The sequence below is a fragment of the Thermococcus sp. MV11 genome, from assembly GCF_012027285.1.
Taxonomy (GTDB): domain Archaea; phylum Methanobacteriota_B; class Thermococci; order Thermococcales; family Thermococcaceae; genus Thermococcus; species Thermococcus cleftensis.
Genome location: NZ_SNUD01000003.1, coordinates 207,239 through 230,998 on the forward strand (window position 1 = coordinate 207,239; position 23,760 = coordinate 230,998).

The 23,760-nt window shown below is 53.8% G+C and carries 33 protein-coding genes and 1 pseudogene; 12 read left to right on the forward strand and 22 right to left on the reverse strand.

Annotated elements, in window-relative coordinates; all coding sequences use genetic code 11:
* The first annotated feature begins 131 nt into the window (after positions 1 to 131).
* A complete protein-coding gene (locus E3E27_RS08740; RefSeq protein WP_240910719.1) occupies positions 132 to 296 on the forward strand; it encodes an AbrB/MazE/SpoVT family DNA-binding domain-containing protein in 165 nt (54 codons plus the stop codon).
* Positions 297 to 324: 28 nt separating this feature from the next.
* Here E3E27_RS08740 and E3E27_RS08745 read toward each other — a convergent pair whose 3' ends face one another.
* The gene (locus E3E27_RS08745) at positions 325 to 513 is read right to left on the reverse strand and encodes a hypothetical protein (protein WP_048151837.1); all 189 of its coding nucleotides are present in this window, start codon (positions 511 to 513) and stop codon (positions 325 to 327) included.
* Positions 514 to 562: 49 nt separating this feature from the next.
* Between E3E27_RS08745 and E3E27_RS08750 the strand changes: the two are divergent.
* A pseudogene (locus E3E27_RS08750) lies at positions 563 to 775 on the forward strand (zinc ribbon domain-containing protein); the annotation flags it as partial.
* 330 nt (positions 776 to 1,105) lie between these two features.
* Here the strand turns inward: E3E27_RS08750 and E3E27_RS08755 are convergent.
* Both E3E27_RS08755 and E3E27_RS08760 read right to left on the reverse strand, forming a co-directional pair.
* Complete coding sequence (locus E3E27_RS08755; protein WP_167774268.1) at positions 1,106 to 1,384, reverse strand: ferritin family protein; 279 nt, start codon at positions 1,382 to 1,384, stop codon at positions 1,106 to 1,108.
* A gap of 97 nt (positions 1,385 to 1,481) precedes the next feature.
* Positions 1,482 to 1,964: a THUMP domain-containing protein gene (locus E3E27_RS08760; protein ID WP_167774269.1), complete on the reverse strand. Its 483-nt coding sequence runs from the start codon at positions 1,962 to 1,964 to the stop codon at positions 1,482 to 1,484.
* A 61-nt stretch (positions 1,965 to 2,025) separates the two neighbouring features.
* Here E3E27_RS08760 and E3E27_RS08765 point away from each other — a divergent pair, with 61 nt between their 5' ends.
* The 5 genes from E3E27_RS08765 to E3E27_RS08785 all read left to right on the forward strand — a co-directional run bounded on the left by E3E27_RS08765 (position 2,026) and on the right by E3E27_RS08785 (position 7,015).
* Positions 2,026 to 3,234, forward strand: a complete 1,209-nt coding sequence (locus E3E27_RS08765) for an ATP-binding protein (protein WP_167774270.1) — start codon at positions 2,026 to 2,028, stop codon at positions 3,232 to 3,234.
* A 1-nt stretch (position 3,235) separates the two neighbouring features.
* Entirely contained in the window at positions 3,236 to 3,766 is a 531-nt protein-coding gene (locus tag E3E27_RS08770; protein ID WP_014788962.1) for a metal-dependent hydrolase, read from the forward strand.
* A 67-nt stretch (positions 3,767 to 3,833) separates the two neighbouring features.
* The gene (trxB, locus tag E3E27_RS08775) at positions 3,834 to 4,826 is read left to right on the forward strand and encodes a thioredoxin-disulfide reductase (protein WP_167774392.1); all 993 of its coding nucleotides are present in this window, start codon (positions 3,834 to 3,836) and stop codon (positions 4,824 to 4,826) included.
* A 159-nt stretch (positions 4,827 to 4,985) separates the two neighbouring features.
* Positions 4,986 to 6,323, forward strand: coding sequence for an ornithine aminotransferase (locus E3E27_RS08780; protein ID WP_167774393.1), 1,338 nt, complete (start codon positions 4,986 to 4,988; stop codon positions 6,321 to 6,323).
* Positions 6,324 to 6,409: 86 nt separating this feature from the next.
* Positions 6,410 to 7,015, forward strand: a complete 606-nt coding sequence (locus E3E27_RS08785) for an ECF transporter S component (RefSeq protein WP_371731588.1) — start codon at positions 6,410 to 6,412, stop codon at positions 7,013 to 7,015.
* Here the strand turns inward: E3E27_RS08785 and E3E27_RS08790 are convergent.
* From E3E27_RS08790 to E3E27_RS08800, 3 genes are all read right to left on the reverse strand, one after another.
* The gene (locus tag E3E27_RS08790; RefSeq protein WP_014788958.1) at positions 7,012 to 7,296 is read right to left on the reverse strand and encodes a family 4B encapsulin nanocompartment shell protein; all 285 of its coding nucleotides are present in this window, start codon (positions 7,294 to 7,296) and stop codon (positions 7,012 to 7,014) included. The two genes, E3E27_RS08785 and E3E27_RS08790, sit on opposite strands and share 4 nt — an antisense overlap.
* Positions 7,289 to 7,966 (reverse strand): deoxyribose-phosphate aldolase, encoded by a 678-nt coding sequence (deoC, locus tag E3E27_RS08795; protein WP_371731582.1) that lies wholly within the window; start codon positions 7,964 to 7,966, stop codon positions 7,289 to 7,291. Before deoC ends, E3E27_RS08790 begins: the two co-directional genes overlap by 8 nt.
* A gap of 224 nt (positions 7,967 to 8,190) precedes the next feature.
* The gene (locus E3E27_RS08800; RefSeq protein WP_167774271.1) at positions 8,191 to 8,499 is read right to left on the reverse strand and encodes a hypothetical protein; all 309 of its coding nucleotides are present in this window, start codon (positions 8,497 to 8,499) and stop codon (positions 8,191 to 8,193) included.
* A gap of 89 nt (positions 8,500 to 8,588) precedes the next feature.
* On the opposite strand from E3E27_RS08800, the gene eno reads away from it, so the two are divergent.
* From eno to E3E27_RS08815, 3 genes are all read left to right on the forward strand, one after another.
* The gene (eno, locus tag E3E27_RS08805; RefSeq protein WP_167774396.1) at positions 8,589 to 9,881 is read left to right on the forward strand and encodes a phosphopyruvate hydratase; all 1,293 of its coding nucleotides are present in this window, start codon (positions 8,589 to 8,591) and stop codon (positions 9,879 to 9,881) included.
* Between the two features lie 28 nt (positions 9,882 to 9,909).
* Positions 9,910 to 10,575 carry a hypothetical protein gene (locus E3E27_RS08810; RefSeq protein ID WP_167774272.1) on the forward strand — a complete coding sequence of 222 codons (666 nt, stop codon included), beginning with the start codon at positions 9,910 to 9,912 and terminating at the stop codon, positions 10,573 to 10,575.
* Positions 10,576 to 10,791: 216 nt separating this feature from the next.
* A complete protein-coding gene (locus E3E27_RS08815) occupies positions 10,792 to 11,622 on the forward strand; it encodes a radical SAM protein (RefSeq protein WP_167774273.1) in 831 nt (276 codons plus the stop codon).
* A 155-nt stretch (positions 11,623 to 11,777) separates the two neighbouring features.
* On the opposite strand, the gene E3E27_RS08820 is transcribed toward E3E27_RS08815, so the two are convergent.
* The 4 genes from E3E27_RS08820 to E3E27_RS08835 form a co-directional block, all read right to left on the reverse strand.
* Complete coding sequence (locus E3E27_RS08820; RefSeq protein ID WP_167774274.1) at positions 11,778 to 12,641, reverse strand: hypothetical protein; 864 nt, start codon at positions 12,639 to 12,641, stop codon at positions 11,778 to 11,780.
* Between the two features lie 207 nt (positions 12,642 to 12,848).
* On the reverse strand, positions 12,849 to 13,301 hold the full coding sequence (locus tag E3E27_RS08825) for an Lrp/AsnC family transcriptional regulator (protein WP_167774397.1): 453 nt from the start codon (positions 13,299 to 13,301) through the stop codon (positions 12,849 to 12,851).
* Between the two features lie 55 nt (positions 13,302 to 13,356).
* Positions 13,357 to 13,911 (reverse strand): XTP/dITP diphosphatase, encoded by a 555-nt coding sequence (locus E3E27_RS08830; protein WP_167774275.1) that lies wholly within the window; start codon positions 13,909 to 13,911, stop codon positions 13,357 to 13,359.
* A 47-nt stretch (positions 13,912 to 13,958) separates the two neighbouring features.
* Positions 13,959 to 14,447 carry an adenosine-specific kinase gene (locus E3E27_RS08835; RefSeq protein WP_167774398.1) on the reverse strand — a complete coding sequence of 163 codons (489 nt, stop codon included), beginning with the start codon at positions 14,445 to 14,447 and terminating at the stop codon, positions 13,959 to 13,961.
* Between the two features lie 71 nt (positions 14,448 to 14,518).
* Between E3E27_RS08835 and E3E27_RS08840 the strand changes: the two genes are divergently transcribed.
* Entirely contained in the window at positions 14,519 to 15,436 is a 918-nt protein-coding gene (locus E3E27_RS08840) for an Lrp/AsnC family transcriptional regulator (protein WP_167774276.1), read from the forward strand.
* A 2-nt stretch (positions 15,437 to 15,438) separates the two neighbouring features.
* Here the strand turns inward: E3E27_RS08840 and E3E27_RS08845 are convergent, their stop codons facing one another.
* Positions 15,439 to 16,371 carry an SPASM domain-containing protein gene (locus tag E3E27_RS08845; RefSeq protein ID WP_167774277.1) on the reverse strand — a complete coding sequence of 311 codons (933 nt, stop codon included), beginning with the start codon at positions 16,369 to 16,371 and terminating at the stop codon, positions 15,439 to 15,441.
* Positions 16,372 to 16,467: 96 nt separating this feature from the next.
* The gene (locus E3E27_RS08850) at positions 16,468 to 16,896 is read right to left on the reverse strand and encodes a molybdenum cofactor biosynthesis protein MoaE (protein WP_014788940.1); all 429 of its coding nucleotides are present in this window, start codon (positions 16,894 to 16,896) and stop codon (positions 16,468 to 16,470) included.
* A 94-nt stretch (positions 16,897 to 16,990) separates the two neighbouring features.
* Between E3E27_RS08850 and E3E27_RS08855 the strand changes: the two genes are divergently transcribed.
* The gene (locus E3E27_RS08855) at positions 16,991 to 17,851 is read left to right on the forward strand and encodes a hypothetical protein (protein WP_167774278.1); all 861 of its coding nucleotides are present in this window, start codon (positions 16,991 to 16,993) and stop codon (positions 17,849 to 17,851) included.
* Here the strand turns inward: E3E27_RS08855 and E3E27_RS08860 are convergent.
* From E3E27_RS08860 to E3E27_RS08905, 10 genes are all read right to left on the reverse strand, one after another.
* Positions 17,844 to 18,542, reverse strand: coding sequence for a ThiF family adenylyltransferase (locus tag E3E27_RS08860; protein ID WP_167774279.1), 699 nt, complete (start codon positions 18,540 to 18,542; stop codon positions 17,844 to 17,846). The two genes, E3E27_RS08855 and E3E27_RS08860, sit on opposite strands and share 8 nt — an antisense overlap.
* 1 nt (position 18,543) lies before the next feature.
* A complete protein-coding gene (locus E3E27_RS08865) occupies positions 18,544 to 18,810 on the reverse strand; it encodes a ubiquitin-like small modifier protein 1 (RefSeq protein WP_014788937.1) in 267 nt (88 codons plus the stop codon).
* A gap of 293 nt (positions 18,811 to 19,103) precedes the next feature.
* Positions 19,104 to 19,460, reverse strand: coding sequence for a hypothetical protein (locus tag E3E27_RS08870; protein ID WP_167774280.1), 357 nt, complete (start codon positions 19,458 to 19,460; stop codon positions 19,104 to 19,106).
* Positions 19,461 to 19,899: 439 nt separating this feature from the next.
* Positions 19,900 to 20,517: a hypothetical protein gene (locus tag E3E27_RS08875; RefSeq protein WP_167774281.1), complete on the reverse strand. Its 618-nt coding sequence runs from the start codon at positions 20,515 to 20,517 to the stop codon at positions 19,900 to 19,902.
* The gene (locus E3E27_RS08880; RefSeq protein ID WP_167774282.1) at positions 20,483 to 20,902 is read right to left on the reverse strand and encodes a hypothetical protein; all 420 of its coding nucleotides are present in this window, start codon (positions 20,900 to 20,902) and stop codon (positions 20,483 to 20,485) included. Before E3E27_RS08880 ends, E3E27_RS08875 begins: the two co-directional genes overlap by 35 nt.
* Before the next feature lie 13 nt (positions 20,903 to 20,915).
* A complete protein-coding gene (locus tag E3E27_RS08885) occupies positions 20,916 to 21,860 on the reverse strand; it encodes a hypothetical protein (protein ID WP_167774283.1) in 945 nt (314 codons plus the stop codon).
* Between the two features lie 168 nt (positions 21,861 to 22,028).
* The gene (locus E3E27_RS08890) at positions 22,029 to 22,250 is read right to left on the reverse strand and encodes a hypothetical protein (RefSeq protein ID WP_167774284.1); all 222 of its coding nucleotides are present in this window, start codon (positions 22,248 to 22,250) and stop codon (positions 22,029 to 22,031) included.
* On the reverse strand, positions 22,247 to 22,519 hold the full coding sequence (locus E3E27_RS08895) for a hypothetical protein (RefSeq protein ID WP_048151748.1): 273 nt from the start codon (positions 22,517 to 22,519) through the stop codon (positions 22,247 to 22,249). The genes E3E27_RS08890 and E3E27_RS08895 overlap by 4 nt, the downstream gene beginning before the upstream one ends.
* 150 nt (positions 22,520 to 22,669) lie before the next feature.
* The gene (locus tag E3E27_RS08900; protein ID WP_167774285.1) at positions 22,670 to 23,026 is read right to left on the reverse strand and encodes a hypothetical protein; all 357 of its coding nucleotides are present in this window, start codon (positions 23,024 to 23,026) and stop codon (positions 22,670 to 22,672) included.
* Positions 23,027 to 23,075: 49 nt separating this feature from the next.
* Entirely contained in the window at positions 23,076 to 23,579 is a 504-nt protein-coding gene (locus E3E27_RS08905) for a hypothetical protein (protein ID WP_148267261.1), read from the reverse strand.
* Positions 23,580 to 23,760: the final 181 nt, after the last annotated feature.

Sequence of the window (23,760 nt, forward strand, 5' to 3'; positions counted from 1 at the left end):
TGAGTTTTTGGGATTTATGATTATGATAATATCAATTTTTTGATTTTATGATTAACAAGATTGATGGAGAATGTCAGAAATACAAAAGGCCTATAAATTCAAAATTCCAATATTATATTGGTGATTTGAAGATGGGACGCGGAAGAAAAACTGGTAAAATAACAGGGGAGAACGAGTTTGTTGTGATTGTAGGGAGAGATGGACATATAACAATTCCAAAAGAACTCCGGAATAAACTTAACATCGATCGGGGGAGTATTGTTAGGTTGAAGATTGTGAAAGTTATTGAGGAGTGATTTTTCCTTTTTCGCTTTTGGTTGGGGTTTAGTGGGGGTTGTGTTGTTCTTCTTCGAGTTGTTTTTTCTCGTATTCGTCGCCGAGGATTGCTCCGATTAAGCCGCCGAGGATTACACCGCCGGGTCCAAATAGTAGGCCGATGCTTCCTCCGATTATGAGTCCCGCGAAGGCTCCACTCCCGGTCGTTTTAACCACCCTCCTTTTAGTTTGTGTCATTCTTCATCATCTCCTTTAGATTTTCGATGTCTTTTCTTATTTGGGTTATCCCGCTTACACTTCCTCCCTGTGCCCGGTATGTGGGGAGAAGTTAAGCCCGAATGGGCACAGGGTTTTGAAGTGTTCAAACTGCGGGTTTGAGGCAGACCGTGATATGGTCGGCTCTTTTAATATTTCCGTTAGGGCCTTGAAGATGTGGGGAGTCTCCGTTCCCCCCGAAAGCCACCCGATGAAGACGGGTAGGCGGAACGGAGTACATTAACTTTGTGGTGATTTCTTCCGGTTTCTTCAGGTGTCGATGGGAAGGGTTTTTAGCCTAAAAATTTATAAACTTCGTTGGGTGTTTTCGTCATGGTAAAATCGAGTGGTGTGTCCGGACACTCCCAAGCGATGGGGGAGGAGCAGGCCGGAGCGCGGAAGCGGAGGAAGCCGAGGCGCCTTTCACCGCGTCTGCACATTACGCTACCTCCAGAGATCTACAGGAAGGCCAAGGAACGCTGGGATAACGTGAGCCAAATCGTGGCGAAGCTCCTTGAGGTGGCTTTGTCCGAGGATTTGACGGTTGAGGAGGTCGTGACGGCCGTTACGCTCATTAGGAGCGGCGCTTTGGTGGTGAATTCGCCTGTTCGCGCGGGGGTTGCCGAGCCTGGTCAAAGGCGGTGGACTCAAGATCCCTGGCGTGGGAGATAGAATCCTGGGCGAGCTTCTCGAAGGTTTTCACAAGCTCCTCACCTAGACCCAGGTTCCTCGCGCGCCTGGCCAGCTCGCGGTAAAACCTAGCCTCCTCGAGCTCGCTCGCTATCCAGTAGGCCAGAACCTCCTCGTAGCTCAGCTTTGACAGGGCCTCGACGACCCCCTCAACGTCGTACATCTTTCACCCCCATAACCCAAAGGTGCTCCCCCAAATAAACCTTTAGGGAGTGCCACGAAAGCGGGTCAGAGGGTTCGATGACACCCCTTCTCAGCTTTCAGTCGGAAACCTCGAAGCGAAGCAGTTCTCCCCTCTTCACCAGTCCGATCCCGGCTTTCTTACCTAAAACCTCGACAACCACGGTGAAGTCCGGGTCGCCCAGGTTCACTCCAAGGCCAAAGCGCTCCACGAGAAGTGAGCCAAGCTTCACCTCAAGCTCCCTCTGGGACAGTTTTCTGTTTCCCCTGACCTTGGCCCGAACCGCGAAGGTTCCGTCTATCCTCTCCCCCACTCCAAGGACGGCATTCTCTATCTCCTCCCACCTCGCGGGGACGAGCCTCTCGAGGGGAACCACCCTCTGAATGGCCTGCGTCTCAAAGTTTTTGAGCCTTTCAAGAGCTTCTTCCTTTGAGAGGGGAGTCTCTGCGAGAAGAACGCCCCTCCAGTCGGTTCCCCTAACCCGAACCTTCCCAAGGGCCCACTCGAGTTCGAGTATCGCGTCGCCCTCGCGCCCCTGCGGTGCCGTGACTAGGAGAATCATCTCTGCTCACCAATGGACAGGTTTTTATATTTCGCGTTCCTAAACTAAGCGGTGAGTTAAAATGGGAGCAAGCGGCCTTAAGCTTTATCCCTACCAGTCATACGAGGTTTACGGCCTTTCTCGCAACCCCTTCGAACAGCTCGCAAGCGAGGGAATAACCGACGTGGAGAGCATTCACGTTTACCAGGAGGTGGACATGCGCCTTCAGATGATAGTTTCGGAGGTCATAGGCAACAAGAGCTCGATAGCGCTGAGCATCGTCGGCCCGCTGGGAATGGGAAAGACCCAGAGGCTCAAGACCATAGCCAAGGCCATTGAAGAGAATAGGGGGAAGGCGATATACGTCAAGGTCGATACCAACGACATACTCAAGCTCACCCGCGACATATTCTACTCCCTCAAGCCGCCCAAGAGCAGGACCAACATATTCCTCGAGAACCTCTCAAGGAAGCTCGGCTTCATAGACAGGCTCGAAAAGATGCTCAGCAACAGGAACGAGTACAAGAGCAGGGACATAGCCGAGCTCCTGGTCGAGCAGATGAGCAGGTACCCCTACTGCGCCCTCCTACTCGACGAGCTGGAGAACATGGGGAGCGCGAGCGAGAGGGAGAAGATACAGTTCTTCGAAATGCTGAGGCACTTCATAAGCACGATGCCCAAGGGCTGCATAGTGGCCTTCGCCTCAATACCCGAGGCGTATGAGGAGTACTCCAGGATATTCCCGGCCTTCTTCATGCGCCTCCACTACGAGTTCAAGCTCAGGCCGATGAGCCTGGACGAGGCCTACGAGCTGGTGAAGAAGAGGCTCAACAGGGTGAGGGTGAGGGACACCGACGACCCGCTCTACCCCTTCACGGAGGAGGCGATAAGGCTGATCCACCAGCTCGGGAAGGGCAACCCGAGGCAGATTTTGAGGCTCCTCCACTACGTCCTGAGCGAAGCGGCAAAGCACAAGTTCGACCCGATAGACGACTACGTCGTGACGACAATACTCGAGGAACCAAAGAGCCTCGAGGAGTACCTGACGAGGATTCCGAAGGAGTACCGTGATCTCGTGGAGGCGATAGTCTTCGAGTTCAACGGAGGGCCAGTGAGCTACATTCAGGTCGCGAAGGCCGTCAAGAGACCCGGCATACAGGTCTACGACCAGCTCAACGAGCTGATAAGGCTCGGCTTCCTGGTCGGCGACCCCAAGGGCAACTACAAGGTCCCGGACTACGTCAGAAAGTTTTTAGAGGAGGGCCAAGCCGAGGAGCTGAAGGGTGAGTGAGGTGCCGAACTACGACACTCACGTGCTGAGCGGGGTACTCAGTTATCCCGTGGCCGTCGCCCTGGCCGGATTGCTGGCGGACCACGGCGCCCCCCTTGAGCTGAGCACTATGGCTCTAATCATAGGTTACGCATTCTACGTCCTGGGCAGCGATCTGCCGGACATGGACCACCCCAACGCTCTCATTCACCGCGGGACCAAGCCAATAGTCAGCGTCGCGGCCGGCGGGGCGGTGTACACCAACATAGCCGGCTCCATCGACCTCGGACAGCCCTGGCTCAACACGGCCGTGGAGTGGGTGGTGGCGGCCCTCGCCGGGGTCATGGCGTGGTTCGCCTTCACCTGGCTGATGCCGAGGCACAGGGGCATAGTGCATTCCCTCCTCTTCGCGGCAATCTACGGTGGGCTGGCGTTCCTGATGGTGGAGTACGGCCTGGGCATGAGGACTGGTGAGGGCCTGTTCGTTGGACTTAGTGCATTCCTCGGCTACACCCTTCACCTGCTCCTCGACGGCTCGGTTAAGCTGGTTTAGCTTTGCCCATTTTTGGGCAATAATCCTTTTAAATGACCCAAGTTAGGAAAGCCCGGAGGTGGGAGAGATGTTCAGCCTTGGAGGATTCTCGCGCGGGGGAGAGTACGAGAACAAGACCTGGGACGTGCTCATCATCGGCGCCGGTCCAGCGGGTTTCACCGCCGCCATATACGCGGCGCGCTTCGGCCTCGAGACGCTGATCATCAGCAAGGACCTCGGGGGCAACATGGCGCTGACTGACCTCATAGAGAACTACCCCGGTTTCCCCGAGGGGATAAGTGGCTCGGAACTGACCAGCAAGATGCACGAGCAGGTCAAGAAGCTGGGCGTTGATATCGTCTTCGACGAGGTCGAGCGCATAGACCCGACGGAGTGCGCCTACTACGAAGGCCCGTGCAAGTTCGCCGTCAGAACCAAGAACGGCAAGGAGTACAAGGGCAAAACGATAATCATAGCGGTTGGAGCCGCGCCGAGGAAGCTCCACGTTCCGGGTGAAGAGAAGTTCACGGGGAGGGGCGTTTCCTACTGCGCCACCTGCGACGGCCCGCTCTTCAAGGGCAAGAAGGTCATCGTCGTCGGTGGTGGAAACACTGCCCTCCAGGAGGCGCTCTACCTCAAGAGCATCGGCGTCGATGTAACGCTCGTTCACAGGCGCGACAAGTTCAGGGCCGACAAGATACTCCAGGACAGGTTCAAGGAGAGCGGCATTCCGGCGATACTCAACACCGTCGTGACGGAGATAATCGGAAAGGATAAGGTCGAGGCGGTCAAGCTGAAGAACCGCGTAACCGGGGAAGAGACCGAGATGAAGGTCGATGGAGTGTTCATCTTCATCGGCTACGAGCCCAAAACCGACTTCGTCAAGCACCTCGGCATAACCGACGAGTACGGCTACATTCCGGTGGACATGCAGATGCGCACCAAGGTCAAGGGCATCTTCGCGGCAGGAGATATAACCAACGTCTTCAAGCAGATAGCGGTAGCTGTAGGCCAGGGAGCCATCGCTGCGAACTCCGCCAAGGAGCTCCTCGAGGAGTGGAACTCGAAGACCGTGGAGTGAGTTCCCCACGCCCCCTCTTCTTTGTTCCCGACATTCCCAGTGCCTTACCTTTCCAAATCGACCCCTCCCCAGGATTTTCCGAAAATTTTTCGGCCAAATATGTTCATCGATGAACACAGGCTTATATAGGAGAAGCACGATCCCCCACCGGTGATGCACATGGTGGTTAGGCCGAACGTTAAGGAACTCCCCGGACCCAAGGCAAGGGAGATAATAGAGAAGAACTTCGAGGCTTTAGCCGTTACCACCCAGGATCCAGAGACCCTCCCGATAGTCATCGACCACGGCGATGGAATTCTCGTCTACGACGTCGATGGAAACACCTTCTATGACTTCGGAAGCGGCGTCGGTGTTCTTAACGTCGGCCACGCCCACCCGAGGGTCGTCGAGGCGATCAAGAGGCAGGCCGAGAAGTTCACCCACTTCGCCCTCAACGACTTCTTCTACGAGAACGCCATAGTACTCGCCAACAAGCTCGCCGAACTCGCCCCCGGAGACTTCCCGAAGAAGGTCGTCTACCAGAACAGCGGTGCGGAAGCAAACGAGGCCATGATGAAGCTCGTCAAGTACGGCACCGGCAGGAAGAGGTTCATCGCCTTCTACCACGCCTTCCACGGCAGGACCCAGGCCGTTCTCAGCCTCACCGCCAGCAAGTGGGTCCAGCAGGACAGGTTCTTCCCGACAATGCCGGGAGTTGAACACATACCCTACCCGAACCCCTACAGGAACCCCTGGCACATCGACGGCTACGCCGAGCCGGACGAGCTCGTTAACAGGGTCATAGAGTTCATCGAGGAGTACGTCTTCCGCCACGTCCCGCCCCACGAGGTTGGAGCCATAGTCTTCGAGCCGATACAGGGTGAGGGCGGCTACGTCGTCCCGCCGAAGAACTTCTTCAAGGAGCTGAAGAAGCTCGCCGACAACTACGGCATACTCCTCGCGAACGATGAGGTTCAGATGGGCGTCGGAAGGACCGGAAAGTTCTGGGCCATCGAGCACTTCGACGTTGCCCCGGACACCATACAGTTCGGTAAGGCCATAGGCGGCGGAATCCCGCTCGCCGGTGTCGTCCACAGGGCGGATATAGCGTTCGACAAGCCGGGCAGGCACGCCTCCACCTTCGGCGGCAACCCGGTGGCAATAGCGGCCGGTATAGAGGTCGTCGAGATAGTCAAGGAGCTCCTCCCGCACGTCCAGGAAGTTGGAGACTACCTCCACAGGTACCTCAAGGAGCTCGAGGAGAAGTACGAGGTCATCGGCGATGCCAGAGGTCTCGGCCTCGCCCAGGCGGTCGAGATCGTCAAGAGCAAGGACACCAAGGAGAAGAACCCCGAGCTGAGGGACAGGATAGTCAAGGAAGCCGTCAAGCGCGGGCTAATACTCCTCGGCTGCGGCGACAACAGCATACGCTTCATACCGCCGCTGACAATAACGAAGGAGGAAATCGACGTCGCCATGGAGATATTCGAGGAGAGCCTCAAGGCCGCTCTCCAGTGATTTTCTCCCTTTTCTTATCCGTTTGCTCAAGTTGTAATCCCCGAAAAGTCAAGTTTTTAAAGTTGCAGCTTGAAATTCTCCCGGTGATGGTGATGAGCGACCTGACAGAGATGCTCAAACCATACGGACCGTACGTTCTCGCGGCGGTGACTGTCATCTACATCGCCTACCTCTACATCAACAGGAAGAAGTTCAGAAGCGCCAGCGTTCTTGCCATATCAGCGGTCATGGCAGCGGTGACCGGTGTGACGACGGCCTTCATCACAATAACCACCCCCGCCACCGGCGGCTACCTCAACTTCGGCGACACCATGGTCATGTTCTCGGCAATGGTCTTCGGACCGGTCGTCGGAGTCTTCGCCGGCGGCGTCGGTTCGGCCCTTGGTGACATAATAGCCGGGTACCCCGGTTGGGCGCCGATAACGCTCGTCGTGAAGGGCTTAGAGGGCCTCGCGGTTGGATACCTCGGCAGGAGGAGCGACAACGTTTCCACCCTGGTCATAGCCGGTCTCGTCGGCGGAATAATAATGGTCTCCGGCTACTTTGCCTTCGAGGCCTACATGTTCGGCGTCCCCGCGGCGCTCACAGAGGTTCCGGTGAATATGCTCCAGGCGGTTACGGGTGTTATCGTTGGCACCGCCCTCGCGAGGGTGATAAAGAAGAGGTACCCAGAGGTCGAGGACCTCGTCTAAATCTCCAGGTTCTTTATTTCTTCCCACATCTCGTTCTCGACGAGGAGCGGTTCTATGGATATCCTCCTTGAAGCGCGCTTCATCTGGCCGAGGTACGTGGAGTCGGCTATGACGGCGTCATAACCGAGCTCCTCTATCTTGTATATCTTGAACCTGCACTCGCGGAGCAGTTCAACGGCATACTCTATGAAGCGGGGACCAACGAGAAGTATGTCCGGTTCGAGACCCTCTTCCCTGAGCTCCTCCACCGCCTTATTGAGAAGGTCCCTCAGCTCATCCATCACGGGACCCCTCCACGATCTTTACCCCGCTCGACGTGCCTATCCTCGTCGCCCCGGCCTCTATCATCGCCAGGGCCTGCTCGTACGTCCTGATTCCGCCGGCGGCCTTAACGCCCATCTCCGGGCCGACGACCTTCCTCATGAGCCTGACGTCCTCCACAGTTGCCCCACCGGTTCCGAAGCCGGTTGAAGTTTTCACGAAGTCAGCCCCGGCCTCTTTAGCCAGCTCGCAGGCCTTCACCTTCTCCTCCTCGGTGAGGTAGCAGGTCTCGATTATGACCTTGACCTTGGCGCCTTTCTCATGGGCGACCTTGACGACTTCCTCTATATCCCTCTTGACGTAGTCGTAGTCCCTATCCTTCATCGCGCCGATGTTGATGACCATGTCCAGCTCATCTGCACCGTCCTCAAGTGCCCTCTTCGCCTCGAAGACCTTCACCTCGGTCGGCGTCGCCCCGAGGGGGAAGCCTATGACGCTGGCGACCTTGACGTCGGCCTTCTTCTCCCTCAGATACTCTTTCGCGAGCCTGACGCGGTAAGGATTGACGCAGACAGCGTAGAAGTTGTACTCTATCGCCTCGTCGCAGAGCTTGATTATATCATCTTTAGTCGCGTATGGCTTGAGATTGGTGTGGTCAATGTACCTGGCAACATCGATGCGATCAACCACTTTCCATCACCCCGTGACTACTCCGCACCAATGTATTTAGAGTTTTTCTCCCCAAAAATGCGTAGGTCTTCGGAAAATATGCGGATCCCGTTTTGAAATCTAAACAATTTTTGGACACATCTCCAGCAACGAGTAGAAGTTTCGGAGTCTTGGTAAAAATTCCAAGAGGGCACCGCAAGGAAAGCCTCACTCTCCGTCTAAGGGATCAGGAATTTAAACGAAAATTATCTCTCCACCAGATCCCCCAAGGCACGGAGAAACCTCTCCCCAACACCCTCCTCCCCAAAAACGGGCTCTTCCTCCCCTCTAGCTATCCTCTCCAGTACACCAACCGCGTTGTCCCAGCTCTCCTCTAGCGTTTTTCCCTTTGGAATAGGATTCCTGAGCACGTGCCACCTCCCCGTCTCCTCGTCGTACACTATTATCCTCGGAATGTAATCCAGGTCCATGAAGGTGTTGTCAAGGGTAAGTTCTACCCTGAAACCCTCAAGCTCGATGTAGCCTTCCTCGCGGAGCTTCCTTTTCCAGTCCATGTGAGAAGGTTCGGGGGGAGGTTTAAAAGCTAAGCGCCGGCTAAAACCTTTATATGCCCTCCCGAAAAATATCACCCGAGGTGATTGAGATGGAGAACCCCTTTGAGATAACCGGAGTCGTCGCCAGGGAGATACTCGACAGCAGGGGAAACCCAACGGTCGAGGTCGAGGTTTACACGCCGGTGAGCATGGGAAGAGCGGCTGTTCCGAGCGGTGCCTCAACGGGCACCCACGAGGCCCTTGAGCTCCGCGACGGCGGGAAGCGCTACCTCGGCAAGGGCGTTAGAAGGGCCGTTGAGAACGTGAACAAGATAATCGCGCCGGAAATCATAGGAATGGACGTCACCTGGCAGAGGGACATAGACAGCCTCATGCTCGAGCTCGACGGAACCGAGAACAAGAGCAACCTCGGGGCCAACGCGATCCTCGGCGTTTCCCTCGCCGTCGCGAAGGCTGCCGCCAACGCGCTCGGCCTTCCGCTTTACCAGTACATAGGCGGGACCAACGCCTACGTCATGCCGGTCCCGATGAGCAACGTCATCAACGGTGGCGTTCACGCCGGCAACGAGCTCGACTTCCAGGAGTTCATGATAATGCCCGTAGGAGCCAGCAGCTTCCGCGAGGCGATAAGGTGGGTCAGCGAGACTTACCACGTCCTCAAGAAGGTCATAGCCGAGAAGTACGGAAAGAACGCCGTGAACGTCGGTGACGAGGGCGGCTTCGCCCCACCGATGAAGGAGGTCACCGAGCCGCTCGAGGTTCTCATAAAGGCCATCGAGGAAGCCGGTTACAAGCCAGGCGACGAGATAGCCTTCGCCCTTGACGCCGCCTCCAGCGAGTTCTTCCACCCGGACAAGGGCAAGTACGTCGTCGGCGGGAAGGAGTACGACAGGGGGGAGCTCCTCGAGCTCTACCGCCAGCTGGTCTCGAGCTACCCGATAGTCTCCATCGAGGACCCGTTCCACGAGGAAGACTGGGAGGGCTTTGCCCTGATAACCAGGGAGCTTGGAGGAAAGATACAGATAGTCGGCGACGACCTCTTCGTCACCAACCCGAAGCGCATTAGAAAGGGCATCGAGATGGGCGCGGCCAACGCTCTGCTCCTCAAGGTGAACCAGATTGGAACGCTGAGCGAGGCCATCGATGCCGCTTACACCGCTTTCAGGGCCGGCTACGGCGTCGTCGTCTCCCACCGCTCGGGTGAGACCGAGGACAGCACCATAGCGGACCTCGCGGTTGCCCTCAACGCCGGCCAGATCAAGACCGGCGCCCCGGCAAGGAGCGACAGGAACGCCAAGTACAACCAGCTTATCAGGATCGAGGAGGAGCTGGAGGGGATAGCGGTCTATCCGGGCAGGAAGTTCCGCAACCCCTTCCTCTGACCCCTTTCCCTTAATTTTGGTGGAGCAGATGGTAGAGCTGGAGAAGTTCATAAAACCCCGGCAGCTACTGATTCTGGCAGAGCTGTTTCTCCTGCCCGCTGTACTCCTGGCTTCAAAGTCCTACAACGCCTCCATAGCCTGCCTCGGGGCCTCGACTATCCTCTATTACATCGGCATGACAGAGCTTGTGAGCAGGAGGCTGGGACGGTGGGCTGTGAAGAGGTTCACCATTGCCTACCTCCTCAGGGCCCTCTCGTGGGTTCTAATGCTCGCCTCGGCCTTCTACACCTACTCCGCGGTCATAGAGAACATACTCCCCTTCGGACCGCGGGAGTTCGTGGTGACGTCGGTGGTGGCGCTCATCGGGGCCGGGGTGAACTACATCGCGGTCGGGATAAGGAACAGCGTCCTCTGGAAGATCAAGGGGCTGAAGATGAGCCTCTGGATGTCCAGGCTTAACTCAATCGTGCTGTTCCTCATGGCGGCCGTGCCGTTTCTCCCTGCCCTATCAAGCGCGGAGGAGGTTACGTGGCTCCTCGCGATTCTGGCGGCGCCCATACTTGGTTCATTCACGGTTCTCGCGGTACTCGGAAAGCTGTTCTACCTCAGGTTCCTCCTGACCTTCGATGAAACAGAAACGTCCAGTCAGGGTTTTAAGAGGGAGGGCGGACTCCCACGGCGGGAGGGAGACTGAATGGCAGAACGAAAAAAGCTCAAAATCTACATTCCGGGCATCAAATTCCCCTCGCAGGACCGGGGGGTTTCACCCCCCACGTCCTTGCCAACCCCCTCCCCCCGAACGTGGGGCTTCGCCCCACATAAACCGGGAAACTACGTTTTCCAGACCCTTCCTCCTCTTTTAAACACCGGAGGGGGCTTCGCCCCCTACAACCCCCAGGGAGGGAACTGAATGCCCAAAAAACTCAAAATCTACATTCCCGGCATCAAATTCCCTTCAATCTCGCTCACGGGCAACTACTGCGCGCTGAACTGCGCCCACTGCGGGAAGCACTACCTCGAGAGAATGAGGAAGCCGACGAGAAAAGAGCTGGTCGATTACTGCCTCGGTCTCGAGAGGGAAGGCTACACCGGCTGCCTGCTGAGCGGCGGAATGGACTCAAGGCTCAAGGTGCCTCTGGATAGGTACGCTGACGAACTGAGGGAGATAAAGAGAAGGACGAACCTAAAGCTCAACGCCCACGTCGGGTTCATAGACGAGAGCGATCTGGAGTGGGTCAGGTACGTCGATGTGGTCTCCCTCGACTTCGTGGGCGACGACGACGTGATAAGGCGAGTTTACAAGATAGACAAGACCGTCAAGGACTATCTCAAAATCCTCGACCTGCTCACGGAAGCCGGGGTGAGGGTGGCGCCTCACATAACGATAGGCCTTGACTTTGGAAGGATAAGCTGGGAGTTCAGGGCCATAGACCTGCTGGTGGAGTACCCCATAGACGTCCTCGTGCTGGACGTGCTCATTCCAACGAAGGGAACCGAGATGGAGAACGTCCCGAAGCCTTCGGTGGAGGAGAGCCTGGAGGTTGTCAGGTACGCGAGGGAGCACTTCGACGGGGAGCTGAGCATAGGCTGTATGAGGCCCATGGGGAAGTGGAGGCTGGAGTTCGACAGGGGGGCGGTTTTGGCCGGCATCGACAGGCTGACGAACCCGCCGAGGAAAGTCATCGAGTGGGCAAAAACGGTGAGGGAGGTGGAGATAATCTACGAGTGCTGTGTGATGTGAGCATCAATAACGTCTCCAACTGCGCCTCTGGCGAAGCATTCGCCCAGTGGAATAACCTTCCCCCCGTGTTTAAGGGCAATCGTCAAGTCATCAACGGAAATCTCCCCCTGAGAGCCTTCTCCCAACCAAAGAAAAAGATGGAAAAGGACACGAGCTCACCTCCCGGGCAGCTTTACCCTTTCGAGTTCCTTTTCTGCATCTTTGATGGCCTCATCAATGGCCCTTAGGAGGACGTTCTTTGGGACTTTGACTGCCATACCGGAATACAGGACGAATGCCAGCAAAAATTCGCCCTTTCCAGAGTCTGCCACGTAGAGAACTTCAAAGGGGTCGTAGGTTGAAAGGGTAAAGCGAACGAAGGGAGGAGCCGCTCCTGCTGAGAGCTTTTTAAGGCCCGCCAGTTCGCGGAGAAGGCCCCTATCCTCCGGCTTTTTTGCCCCCTTAGAAGACAGCCTCTTGATTTCGCCATCAACGTTCCGCTTTACCCGCCACTCCTCCGCAGGCAGTTTGCCGTCCGCCACGAAAGCCTTGAGAAGTTTAAGCTCCTTAACGTACCCCTCGAGATTAACGAACGCCTCCAGTATGTACGTGCTCCCGTAAACTTGAACTTCGTACTCGTCCATGATATCCTCAGGTTCACCGAACATCTCAAGCACTTCATGTGAAGGCGGCTTTAGCTTGAACCTGAGCCACTCCATCCGCACAGGTTTATTGTTGAGAACCGCTTTCAGGTTCTGGATGGAAGTCCGGATTGTCTCGACGAGTTTTTTACGGGTGACCTGTACTTCCCTACCACCCCGAAGGGTCAGGCAAACCCATCCACCTTCGGCCCTTATCTTCAGGTCCCAGAGCTTTTTCGGGAAAACATCCATCGATTGGAGCGCCTTTAGGGAGCTCATGAATTCATCCAGCGCCACCGGGTCTTCACTGATGAAAACCGGCCCATCTCCGAGCACCAGCACGGGGAATCCCCTGTCTCCATCCTGGGGGAAGAAGGAAAAAGCAAAGATTGAAATCACCTCCCTCTGCAGTCGCCTTCACCTTCCACCGACTTCCCCCCTATAAAGGGCGAGGCTTTCAAAAGAAAAATGTAATCCTCTGCAATCACCAACCACTGCCTCATTCTGACCTCCTCCTAAGGAGGCTCTTAAAAGAAAACGCAGGGCTCACTCAACCTCGCGTCATCATGAAATCAGAAAGGAGAACGCCGATCATCGCCCCGGCCTTCACAGCTCCTCTTTCACGGTAACGAAGGACACCATCGTGACCGTCTGTCCGACGCCCTTTATCTCCCTGAGCCTGTCCACGACTATCTTCCCAACCTCCTCCGAGCTGGGGGCGCGGACCTTTATGAGCAGGTCCCACTCACCGGCTATTATGTGGACCTCGTAGACGCCCTCGAGGGCCGCTATCCTCTCGGCCACCTCGCGCTGGCTCAGCCCGGAGTCCTGCTCGTAGCGGGCCAGGATAAAGGCCGTCGTGCCGAGGTTGAGCTTCTTGTAGTTGGGCTTGACCGTGAACTTCTCTATGACACCGTCCTCTACCAGTTTTTTAATGCGGTAGTGGACGGTGGTCCTCGGTATGCCCAGCTTCTTGCTGAGCGATGCTATGTTCTCCCTCGCGTTCTCCTTGAGCTCCTCCAGCAGCTTCAAATCGGTGGCATCGAGAGAGCTTACCATCGTGACCCCCTTCGTCACCTGTTCAATAGTTGCTGTTAAGTTTGGGATAGAAGGCTTATTTAAGGTTTTCCTTTAGCCACTCTGCAAAAGCCTTTAAAGCCCTTCCACGATGTGATATTCTGTTCTTCTCATCGGTTGTCATTTCGGCGAAAGTTTCCTCGAAACCCGTCGGCTTGAATATGGGGTCGAAGCCAAAGCCCATCGTACCGCGCTTCTCGCGGGTTATCTCTCCCTCCACGCGGCCGGTGAAGAGGTACAGCTCATTGTCCCAGTAAGCTATCACGCTCCTGAAGTGGGCCCTCCTGTCCTCCACACCCTCCATCAGCTTCAGTATCCCGTCCACGCCCAGGGTCCTGTAAACGTAGGCCGAGTAAACACCCGGAAAGCCGTTGAGGGCGTCGATGAAGAGGCCGGAGTCGTCGAGGAAGAACGGGCCGTCGAGCCTCTCCGCGAGCCACCTGGCCCCGTACTCGGCAACCTCCTCGAGCGTATCTGCCTGTATCTCGGGATAATCGACCTTAAGCTGATACACCTCAACGCCCAGCGGTTCAAAGTACTTCCTAGCCTCCTCCACCTTTCCGGGATTGGAAGTTATGAACGCCAGCCTCATAGAACCACCGGGAGAAGAGGGAAACGGGAGGTAAAAAGGTTGCCGGTTCAGTCTATCTTATACCCTATCCTCTCCACCAGCTCCCTGCGCTCCTTCTTCTGCTCCTCCGTTTCAATCTCCTTCGCGGCCTTGCCGTCCACTATGCCTATGACGCTCCTTCCGAGGTCGGTCTCGGCGACTATGACCTGGAAGGGGTTCTCGCTGGCGCCGTAGACCATGGCCACGGCGGGGTGGTTCTTGACGGCGTTGAGCACATTTATCGGGAAGGCGTTCCTCATGAGTATCACGAAGACGTGTCCCGCGCCAATCTTCACCGCGTTCCTGGCGGCCAGCTTTTCTAGCTCCTCATCGTTGCCGGTGAAGCGGGTGAGCTGGGGCTTGGCCTCGTTCATCGCTATGCCGAACTTTATGCCTGGAACGGTCGTGAGGAGGGTCTTGGCCAGATCATCGACCGTGAATATCGAGAAGTTACCCTGACCGATTATCACCTCGACGCCCTCGGGCTTTTCGATATCGACGACCTCTATCTTCACCATGGCCACCACCGGAAGGATTTAATAACCGGAACGATATAACCTTTTCCCGTCCGGCGGAGCGGTGAGGTGAAATGGTCGACCCCATGATGGAGGAGCTGGAGTTCTTGGCTGAAATCCTGAACAAATATCCCCTGGAGAGCCTCAAGAAGATAGCCAAGAGCGAGGGGATAGACTATTACAGGCTCAAGAGACTCTACGACAAGTACTACGGAAAGTATCTCACCGTGGGCTGCATAATAAACATAAAAAAGCTCGGGCTCAGGAGCTTCGTCGCGTTTCTCAGCGTTTCTCCCGACAGGCTGATGGAAACGGCCGTCCGAATGACCCAGAACCCCTTCGTAACCTACGTCAATCCAGCCTTCGGCTTCAAGAACGGCCTCTCCATCACGTTCCACGCGCCAGACGACCAGAAGGATAGGATAGATGAGATGCTCTCCAAGTACTCGGACGACTACGAGTACTACGAGGCGAGGGCTTACCCCTACAGCGGCGACGACAACTTTGGAAGGTGGTACTTGAGCTACGACTACGCCATTCTGCTCGATATCCTGAAGTGGGACGCCCGGACACCAATAACCGAGATAGCAAGGAGGCTCGGGAAGAGCCGCCCCACAGCCAGATACATGATAAACAGGCTCCTCGAGGAGGAGATAGTGCTCGGCTTCACCCCGCTCATAGACATGAACGTCCACGACAGGGGAGTCATCGGGCTCACCAGGGAGCTCAATGAAGAGGTTCTGGAGAGGTTCAGGGAGTACGAGATATCCGTCGGCGTCCTGCCAGGGTACGGGTACATCTTGGAGTGGTTCTTCTCCTCCAAGGAGGACTTAGGGAGCAAGGTTCTGGAGTTCAGTAACTACGTCGAGAAGCTCCTGATAGAGTACTTCGAGCCGGCCTTCAAGGAGATGAACGACAGGAACCTGAAGAACAGGCATCAGAGAATGGTTAAAAAGGACGGGAGCGGGTACCACTCCATACTGGACTTCTGAACTCAAAGGACGATTTGGCAGTACTCCAGGCCATCTATCTCCCCGGTTGCCTGGTACTCAAGGGCCCTGCAGTCGTGGCAGACGTACTTAAAGGGACACATACTGCAGGCCTGCACTTTATCCTTCGTCATCTTCCAGAACTCCTTGAGGCGCTTCTTCCGCAGTATGGCCTTTATTCCAACCTCCTTGGCATCGGCCACGATGTGGTTCCTGAGGAGGGGGCACGGAAGGGCGTAGCCGTCGGCCGTTATGGCAAGGGTTCCGGCAAGGCAGTCGTGGTACTTCTCGGTGGTCTGGCTCGTTATGCGCCTCATCTCGATGACGTTGAAGTCGAGCCTCCTGGCGGAGCCGGGGAAGAGGACGTCGATGTACACCTCTCCCTGAAAGGTGGTCTTGAGACCCTTGAGCTCGTCCAGGTCGGAACCCCTTACCATGATGATGGCACCGTGAAGCCAGCCCTGTGCCTCAAGCAGCTGGACGTTCTCCTCGCTGTACTCGAGCTCTGCGATGAATCGTACACCCTCCACGGGGGTTATTTCATCTAAATCCTCGAGCAGGACCACGGCGTAGACCTCGGGAACGCCGATTTCGACGGCGTACGATGCCATCGACACCAGGTACTCAACGCTGTCGTAGTTGGTGAGCCAGAGCTCCCTTCCCCCAGCCTCCTTGAACTCCCTTATCAGCTCCCTAACGCGCTCGACGCTCATCGGCTCGCGGCGGAGAATGAAGGAGTTGTTTCCAATGCAGCCTATAGAGCGGGGGATTCCGGTTACCTCGGAAAACCTGCCCTTTCCCGCACCGAGCTGAAGTATTAGCCTCTCGAGCCTGCCCCTGTGGGAGACGTTGCTCCATGGCGGCTTGCCAACAGAGGCAACCCCCGGGGAGAAATCAATGCCGAACGAATGAGCGGTATCGTAGACCACCTTCTCCATCGGGCACCACCGGAGGAGAATGGGGCAAAATCGTATATATACTTTTTCTATTCGGATTTTGCACACCACTGGGAATAGTCTGCAAAAAATGGAAAGTCAATCACCGGGAACCAGGCGATCACCCTCTATCCAGAAGGTCCCCTCGTCGGTGACTTCCCTCTTCCATACCGGAACGCGCCTCTTCACCTCATCGATGGCCCAGATGCAGGCATCGAAGGCCTCCTTCCTGTGCTTCCCACTGGCTATTATCAGTATCGTGTCCTCACCGACCTCGAGCTCCCCGTGGCGGTGCCATATCAGCATGTCGAGAATGGGGAACCTCTCGAGGGCCTCCCTCCGTATCCTCTCCATCTCGGCCTCCGCCATCTCCGGATAGGCCTCGTAGATGAGCTTCTTTACCTTCCTCCCGTGGTTCTCGTTCCTGACCTTGCCGAGGAAGAAGACGTAACCTCCTGCCTCGGGAACCAGGAGATAGCGAAGGGCCTCGTTGAGGTCGAAGGGTTCCTTCGTGAGCCTTACCTTCATCTCACCACCCCCACGAAATACGGCATGAGGGATTAAAAACGGAGCGGTGGAAAGGTTTAAGTGGTTTCAAGCCCAGCCTCTGGGGGTGAGGAAAATGAGGAGATACGCCTTCCTGCTCATCGTTCTTCTGGTCATAGCCACCGCGGGCTGTCTGGGCGGCAACGGCCAGGCCCCGACGACAACTGAGGGCCAGATTTCGACTCCAACGACGACCCCAAACCTGGAAACCACAACCTCATCGAGTCCCACCGAAACGACGACAACCACCTTCACACCCCCAGAACTCGACCTAAACGGACTCCTCGAGAACGTCCTGGGGATAAAGCAGTTCACCTACCTGAGCAACGCCACCCTGAACATGACCGTCACGATAGAGGGCAACGGCACCTCCCAGAACGACAACGTGAGTCTCAGGATAATCGAGAGGGGCTACATCGACTTTGATTCCTGGAGCGCCTGGATAAACTCCACAACCCTGAGCCTTCAGGACGGAGCCAGAACCAACGCCTCTAGAATAGTGGTGAACAACGTCACCTACATACAGACCCCCGTGGGCTGGGTGACGTCGGAGGACCCGACCGCCAGCGAGGTGCTCTGGAGGTACAGCGTGGTTGGCCTGGCCAGGGAGTACCTGGGGGAGAAGCCGGACTCCGTGGAGGGCGGGGAGGTTATCAGGCTGACCTACCTCGTTCCGGACTACAAGCTGAAACCCCTGGCCGCGCTCTACTTCGCGGTCTCAGAGAACACCGACGTGGTGGTTAGAGACGGGAAACTGGAGCTGTGGTTCAAGGACGGACGGCTGGTAGGCGGAAGGCTGAGCTTCTCGGTCAGCTCGACGGCGGAAGTGGACGACCCAGTGCTCGGAAAGATGACAATAACCCAGGCCGGAACCTGGGACGAGACCTTCAAGGTGACCTCCATAAACGAGAAGAGGAAAGTGAACCCGCCTACTTAAGCTCGACGACGTCGAAGGTGTTGTAGGCGAGGTCCACTATGAGGAGCCTGTTGAGGAGCGGCTCGCCGATTCCGGTGAGGAGCTTGATAACCTCCATGGCCTGAATCGAGCCGACTACACCAGCGGTTGCACCTATTATGGGGAACTTCCCCCTCTTTCCCCTAACTCCCGGGAAAATCTCGCGGAGGCTCTTCGTCACACCGGGGACTATCGTGGTCACCTGGCCGAAGGTGCCCTCCACGGCGCCGTGGACGAGGGGAACCCTCTTCCTACTGGAGTAGTCGTCGAGCAGGAAGCGAGTTTCAAAGTTGTCGAGGCAGTCCACGATTACATCGACGCCCTCGAGCACCTCATCGATGTTCTCCTCGGTGAGCCTGCCAACGAAGGTCTCTACCCTCACGTCCGGGTTGAAGCGCTCCAGCTTCCACTTCGCCGACAGGGGCTTCGGGTTCTTCCCCAGATCCTCCTCCCAGTGGAGTATCTGTCGGTTTAAGTTGCTCAGCTCAGGTTCCTGCTCGTCTATCAAAAGGAGCGTTCCGATTCCAGCGGCGGCGAGGTAGTAGGCAACGGGACTTCCGAGACCGCCGACTCCAACAACGGCCACCTTTGAGCTTTTAAGCTTCTCCTGGCCTTCCCTCCCGAAGATCATTATCTGCCTGTCGTAGCGCTCGATTTCCTTCTCGCTCAGCATCTCAACCACCGCTCACCGGGGGGAATATCGCCACTATGTCGCCGTCCCTCAGAACTTCATCGAAGCGGACGTAGCGGCCGTTGCGCGAGACGTTCACGTCGGCCAGGTCGTCCTCCTCCGCGAAGACCTCGTTCCTGAGAACCGGGTGCCTCTCCTTGAGCATCTCTATCAGCTCGCGAACCGTTGTCCCCTCTGGGATCTCGATCTCCTCCTCGCCCTTTCCGACCAGGGAGCGGTAGCGGGCGAAGTAGCGAACGGTAACCCTCATCTCGACCACCGAGAAAAGTTGGAGGAGAGGTTAAAAAGGCTTGCTGGATAAGTCTTCCTCTCCTGTCAAGGATACCAAGTTGTAAACCATTAATCGACAAGTGAGGGTCGCCTCATAGTTTCCCATATTATACTTGAAGTACAGTGGATCACACTCAAATGCCACTTGCTTTAATTCTCATCCTTTCATTGGCTTCACTTCCACCGTCACTTTGCTCCAGTGCTCTTCCCCCGACTCCGTTCGGCTTTTCGTCGGTGTTTTGAGGAATAGATTGTGAACATATCCTTTTATAGTCACTTTTTATTCCTCAGCTTCTGTAGGATTTTAATCTCCCTCTGCAACCACAATGTAACTACACCGTATACAACGGCAATTGGGGTTCTATAGACTACCATGAATAAGAGAGTTGGGAGATAGAGGATTAGTAGACATAATGTGCTTAAACTCTTGCATGTGGTCTTAAGGTAATACCAGAGAAGGAACCAGAGTATAACTCCAAAAGCTCCGTATCCTGGATATTTAAAGAGCAACGTTACCGAAAAGACAAGAAATGGGATGGAGGCTAAGGCCCCACTGTTTTCAATCTCTCTTCTGGTTATTCCGATTGCGTTTCTCCTAATGGTGATCAGAGCGGTTGCAAGCCATAGCATAAAGGAAGCGATAAGCGGCCAGAGTGCGCTCATTGAGTTCGAACGTAGAGCAATGTACCGGATGTTACAATAATCGCAAGACTAGCAATGGCCTGCCGTGAAGATATCATAGCAAGGGACGCTATAACGATCCACAAAAAGATAGAAACAGCAAGATAAATGTCCATTTTTCATCCCCCCACTACAGCATTATTGTCGTTTTCTTGTGGGAATCCATTCACACCCCATTTAATTATCCACTGAACCTCTGAGGCGGCTTTTCCAAGCTTTGGAAGACTTGTTAAAATGAAGACGCCCCAGCCCACAGGGTTACTGCCCTCAACAACAAGCTGTGCTGTCGATATTATTTCCCCTGCGGTTGAACCGTAATCAATAGCCTTTTCAGCTCCACTCCTTGTGTCCTTGTAACTTATTGTTATGACATCTGAAACTGGATAATTCAGGCAGCTGAACTTGCTTCAATTAAGTATGAGTGTCCCCCAAGCTCGTTAATGTATGTCTCGTAAATAGGTTTTCCGAAGTAATAATTCGCCAGCTCGTCATTTATCGCGATTGTTATCGTTAAATCCTCCTCCACGTTCGTTGGGCTTAGGGCCACAGTTTGCTTGCTAACAGTAACGCTGCTTGGCCCGTCCGGCCATACTTTCTTACCCCCAAAGTCAACCTCTTCTAGGTTCAACGTAACCGTGTCGGCGCTCTTCAGCTCAAAGTGAACAGTACAAGTGGTTGAACCGTCCCAGGGGATAACCGTAGGTTTGCATTCCATACTTGCCTTAACTGGTCCGTTCTGCTTGACGTTGATTTTTGCACTTGCCAATATCTTGCCCCCAACCTTTAAGTACAACGTAGTGGCCTGACCGATATTTCTGAAATCTGTCCATTCACTCATCGTCCTGCCAACAATTACAATTTTACTTAGCAGTGTCCATACGGATACGTAAGTCATTGCTTCGCTGAGTATGTAATAGGCTGTGATTGTCTTTGCATTCGTTCTCATCTCACTCCCGAGTGCTTTCTTCATTCTAAGTTTTAGCCTGTGATTCTTGGCATCTTTCATTTATCCCTCTGTTTGTGAGTCCCATTAAGCCTATTATAAGGGGAAATAGTGTCAGGAAGAATCCTATGGACTCCTCAACCAGCAGGAGATTTGGCAACCCGCTGAGGGCAAAATACCCTATGAAAATGGCAAAAAGCTGCCGAGATTTACCCCTAGCACCCGAGAGCTTGGTATAGCCGATTATATACTGTGCCATCCTGCTTCTGCAACTCTGAGAATTTAACTGCTTACCAGCCCAGCAGATTGATAACATGAGTATGAACGCCAATGCAGAACCCGTTATTGTCCTGATGGCGCTCCAGAGTCCAAAGTACTTAGTCTGCAAAAACAAAGATAGAAAAATCAGAGAGCCAAAGACAAACCTGGAACCAGTGTCATTCCTCATTTTCTATCCCCCTTTACGTGTATTCTAAGATAACTGGTTTGATGAACGTATTCCAGAGTATCAGCCACAGATCCGTGCTTAGTTTAATATTGACACTCCTACCGAAGACTGTCACGGTTCCAATGTTGTAGCTTATCACAGTATCTGGATCGAAAATGGCCATTCCCCCGCCGAGTATGTAGTCTGCCGCAACGGTTTTGCTGTCCATTCCTACTTTCACCTCGTATCTAATGTTGCCAGTGAAGTGGGACCATGTATCTTGAGATTCGAGTTTGTACCCTAAAGTGTATGTTATGTCCGCCGTGCTCGGATCATTGTTCTTAATCACTATCTCCGTGGCATCAGCAACACTAACTGGAACCCAACTGCTGATCTCTAGTGGGAGCTTGAATGTCACTCTTTTAACATCCTGGGGAGCCAAAGTAAACTCTAAGGGATTCACCGTCCAAGCTCCGGAAAGGGTGTCATTTAGTGCTCCAGTTATTGAGTACTCGCTCACAGCAATGTCCCTTATATCTACCGGCTCTGGGTATGGGTTTTTTAAATCTACCCAGCAGGATAGCACTGCGCGATAGGCATGATCTCTGAAATCAAATACTGGATTCTCACATCCAACTTTTGTCTGTATAAGTGAGCTATCATTTACATAAACTTTGGCAGTTGCTATTACCTTTCCACTTATTTTCAGGTATAAGACAGTATTCTGTGTGACTGGTTTTGGTTTAGACCACTCACTCAGTGTTTTACCAGCGTAGATTTTTAGTACCCCGTTTGTGATCTCATAGCCTCTCATGCTATCCCCGTACTCCGTGTCGTTCTCCGGCCACCACTTTGCTCCTGAATCATCGACCAGCTCAATGTTGAAAGGTCCATGCGCACAGTTCGGGTCCAAATTAGTGACGGTAATATGGACACTCACGCTGTCCCCCGCCTCAACCCACTTGGGATAAACCTCCAAGTGACCCTCCAGGGGGACACCGCTCAAACAAGTCGAAGTCGGAGGATCTTGTATTGTTATCTCGCCGCTCCTTGAATCCTCCAGCTTCCCGTCTTCCCAAACCTCAATCCTCCAACCCTTAATGCTTCCAGTTTTCCACCCTCAAAGGTTCTGCAGTTTTTTACAACATTAATCATAGTCTCTAGTTTTTATCGCCTGTTCTAATGATTGAACTCGCCTGTTAATGTTTGACTTCAGTTCATCAACGTCGTCGAAGAGCGCCCAGGCAAATGCCCACGGTAGCATAAAACCCAAAACTAGAGCAAAAAGTCCCCCGTAAACCCCAGTTCTCAATATCTCCAGGAGGAGTAACACTCCTAAAATAACAAGAATCACCCGGTAGGCCCTCATAACTCCCCCTCCAGCATTTTAATCCTCTCCCTGAGGAGTTCTAAGCCTGTCTCCTCTGAATAGGTCAGACCCCCGTAGGTCAAAAGTGGCACTAAGAGAAGCAGTGAGTAACCAAAGGATATCCAGGAAGTTGCAATCGCTGAAATGCTGTAGAGGGTCATGAAGACCGATTCAAAGGCACCAGGGCGCGCTTTTAAGAGTATTCCTCCCGTGACTACCGCGTACACAAGTGCAACGATTGAATTCCAGAGTGGAAGGTAATTAATCATGGGTTCCCCCTCCTAAAGCGGTCTTCGAGCTGTATTAGTCGGTGATTGATTTCCTCGAGCTCTCCAAGGAGCCTGTAGCGGAAGGAGTACATTAGGAAAAAATAGAAAACCCAAGGGAGCACCATTAGCAGATACTCTCCTGACATGTTATCAACCCCCTGGAAGGAACAGAGGCTTTAGGAAATATTCAGCCACTTTTTTGGCTTTCTCCTTCGCTGACTTATTCATTGCAACAATTTCAGCTAAATTATACATCCCGATGCTTCCTCCTACAAGCTTGCCATATATTCCAAAGGTGGCTTCAAATGCAACTTTAGCCTTTCCTGCAAGTGCAAGTTCTACTCCTGTTGACGATTCTACGGTTGCTATCTCTGAAAAAGTGGCCAATCCTGACAATAATAACGGTGAGAATGCCATTGCGGTTCCTTTCATAATGCCGGCATTTGCATCGCTGTTCCAGTATTTGCTTCCTGTGTACCTTGCCGTGATAATGCCTTCAAGGTTCATATACTCACCTGAGTCCAATCTTATTTTTAGTTTTAGGTAATGTGGAGTATCAACTCTTTTGGTTGATAGCTATCTTGTATCGATTAGGATATTTTTCTTTTAGGCAGTTTTTAACCGCATGTTGAGTGAAATAGGCAGAGATATTCCACAAAATTATGACTATCCAAAATACTGGCTGTCTGTACGCGATAAATGCTCCAAAGAATGTGTAAAATGTAGCTAGTGCAATGAACTTTCTGGGGTTAACTGCCCATTCAATAGCATTAATGACCTTTCGAATATTTTGATCCGATGGGATATATCCAAGTATGCAGTTTTTGATACATGCTTCGATAGAGTATGGATTGTATATTGCCAAAAGGAGAAAGTAAGCAAAAGAAAATTTAAGAGCACTGGAAATCGCCTCTGAATAGTCGTTAAGCACATGCAAAGAGAAAACGATATTGGAAAGTACAGTCACAGTCCATAGGATCATCAGATGTTTTAGATTCATTCGTTGAGTTATGGCATGTATCCCCTGTTTTAATGCTTTCACAATACTCACCCTTCCCATTTTGTCTATTAGGGAAACTATGTCCTTCTTAATGAGCTTAACTCAATACTTAGGAATCCAAAGCACTAGTCTGTCATGTTGTGAAATTCCTCACAGACACTAGAGTTTGGCAAAATACGCCGTAAGATATGTCGATGCTATCCACAGGATGGCACTAATGGCAAATTTTGTATCTTTGTAT

Coding starts and splice junctions, on each gene's coding strand:
- E3E27_RS08875 (WP_167774281.1), bottom strand. CDS start 20,517: ATGAAAGATGCCAAGAATCACAGGCTAAAACTTAGAATGAAGAAAGCA.
- E3E27_RS08860 (WP_167774279.1), bottom strand. CDS start 18,542: ATGCTGAGCGAGAAGGAAATCGAGCGCTACGACAGGCAGATAATGATC.
- E3E27_RS08810 (WP_167774272.1), top strand. CDS start 9,910: ATGGTAGAGCTGGAGAAGTTCATAAAACCCCGGCAGCTACTGATTCTG.
- E3E27_RS08800 (WP_167774271.1), bottom strand. CDS start 8,499: ATGGACTGGAAAAGGAAGCTCCGCGAGGAAGGCTACATCGAGCTTGAG.
- E3E27_RS08765 (WP_167774270.1), top strand. CDS start 2,026: ATGGGAGCAAGCGGCCTTAAGCTTTATCCCTACCAGTCATACGAGGTT.
- E3E27_RS08780 (WP_167774393.1), top strand. CDS start 4,986: ATGGTGGTTAGGCCGAACGTTAAGGAACTCCCCGGACCCAAGGCAAGG.
- E3E27_RS08880 (WP_167774282.1), bottom strand. CDS start 20,902: ATGAGGAATGACACTGGTTCCAGGTTTGTCTTTGGCTCTCTGATTTTT.
- E3E27_RS08815 (WP_167774273.1), top strand. CDS start 10,792: ATGCCCAAAAAACTCAAAATCTACATTCCCGGCATCAAATTCCCTTCA.
- E3E27_RS08745 (WP_048151837.1), bottom strand. CDS start 513: ATGACACAAACTAAAAGGAGGGTGGTTAAAACGACCGGGAGTGGAGCC.
- trxB (WP_167774392.1), top strand. CDS start 3,834: ATGTTCAGCCTTGGAGGATTCTCGCGCGGGGGAGAGTACGAGAACAAG.
- E3E27_RS08870 (WP_167774280.1), bottom strand. CDS start 19,460: ATGCTATGGCTTGCAACCGCTCTGATCACCATTAGGAGAAACGCAATC.
- E3E27_RS08845 (WP_167774277.1), bottom strand. CDS start 16,371: ATGGAGAAGGTGGTCTACGATACCGCTCATTCGTTCGGCATTGATTTC.
- E3E27_RS08855 (WP_167774278.1), top strand. CDS start 16,991: ATGAGGAGATACGCCTTCCTGCTCATCGTTCTTCTGGTCATAGCCACC.
- E3E27_RS08790 (WP_014788958.1), bottom strand. CDS start 7,296: ATGGATGAGCTGAGGGACCTTCTCAATAAGGCGGTGGAGGAGCTCAGG.
- E3E27_RS08850 (WP_014788940.1), bottom strand. CDS start 16,896: ATGAAGGTAAGGCTCACGAAGGAACCCTTCGACCTCAACGAGGCCCTT.
- eno (WP_167774396.1), top strand. CDS start 8,589: ATGGAGAACCCCTTTGAGATAACCGGAGTCGTCGCCAGGGAGATACTC.
- E3E27_RS08835 (WP_167774398.1), bottom strand. CDS start 14,447: ATGGTGAAGATAGAGGTCGTCGATATCGAAAAGCCCGAGGGCGTCGAG.
- E3E27_RS08840 (WP_167774276.1), top strand. CDS start 14,519: ATGGTCGACCCCATGATGGAGGAGCTGGAGTTCTTGGCTGAAATCCTG.
- E3E27_RS08830 (WP_167774275.1), bottom strand. CDS start 13,911: ATGAGGCTGGCGTTCATAACTTCCAATCCCGGAAAGGTGGAGGAGGCT.
- E3E27_RS08890 (WP_167774284.1), bottom strand. CDS start 22,250: ATGAGGGCCTACCGGGTGATTCTTGTTATTTTAGGAGTGTTACTCCTC.
- E3E27_RS08905 (WP_148267261.1), bottom strand. CDS start 23,579: ATGGGAAGGGTGAGTATTGTGAAAGCATTAAAACAGGGGATACATGCC.
- E3E27_RS08785 (WP_371731588.1), top strand. CDS start 6,410: ATGGTGATGAGCGACCTGACAGAGATGCTCAAACCATACGGACCGTAC.
- E3E27_RS08760 (WP_167774269.1), bottom strand. CDS start 1,964: ATGATTCTCCTAGTCACGGCACCGCAGGGGCGCGAGGGCGACGCGATA.
- E3E27_RS08895 (WP_048151748.1), bottom strand. CDS start 22,519: ATGATTAATTACCTTCCACTCTGGAATTCAATCGTTGCACTTGTGTAC.
- E3E27_RS08740 (WP_240910719.1), top strand. CDS start 132: ATGGGACGCGGAAGAAAAACTGGTAAAATAACAGGGGAGAACGAGTTT.
- E3E27_RS08825 (WP_167774397.1), bottom strand. CDS start 13,301: ATGGTAAGCTCTCTCGATGCCACCGATTTGAAGCTGCTGGAGGAGCTC.
- E3E27_RS08900 (WP_167774285.1), bottom strand. CDS start 23,026: ATGAACCTTGAAGGCATTATCACGGCAAGGTACACAGGAAGCAAATAC.
- E3E27_RS08755 (WP_167774268.1), bottom strand. CDS start 1,384: ATGTACGACGTTGAGGGGGTCGTCGAGGCCCTGTCAAAGCTGAGCTAC.
- E3E27_RS08865 (WP_014788937.1), bottom strand. CDS start 18,810: ATGAGGGTTACCGTTCGCTACTTCGCCCGCTACCGCTCCCTGGTCGGA.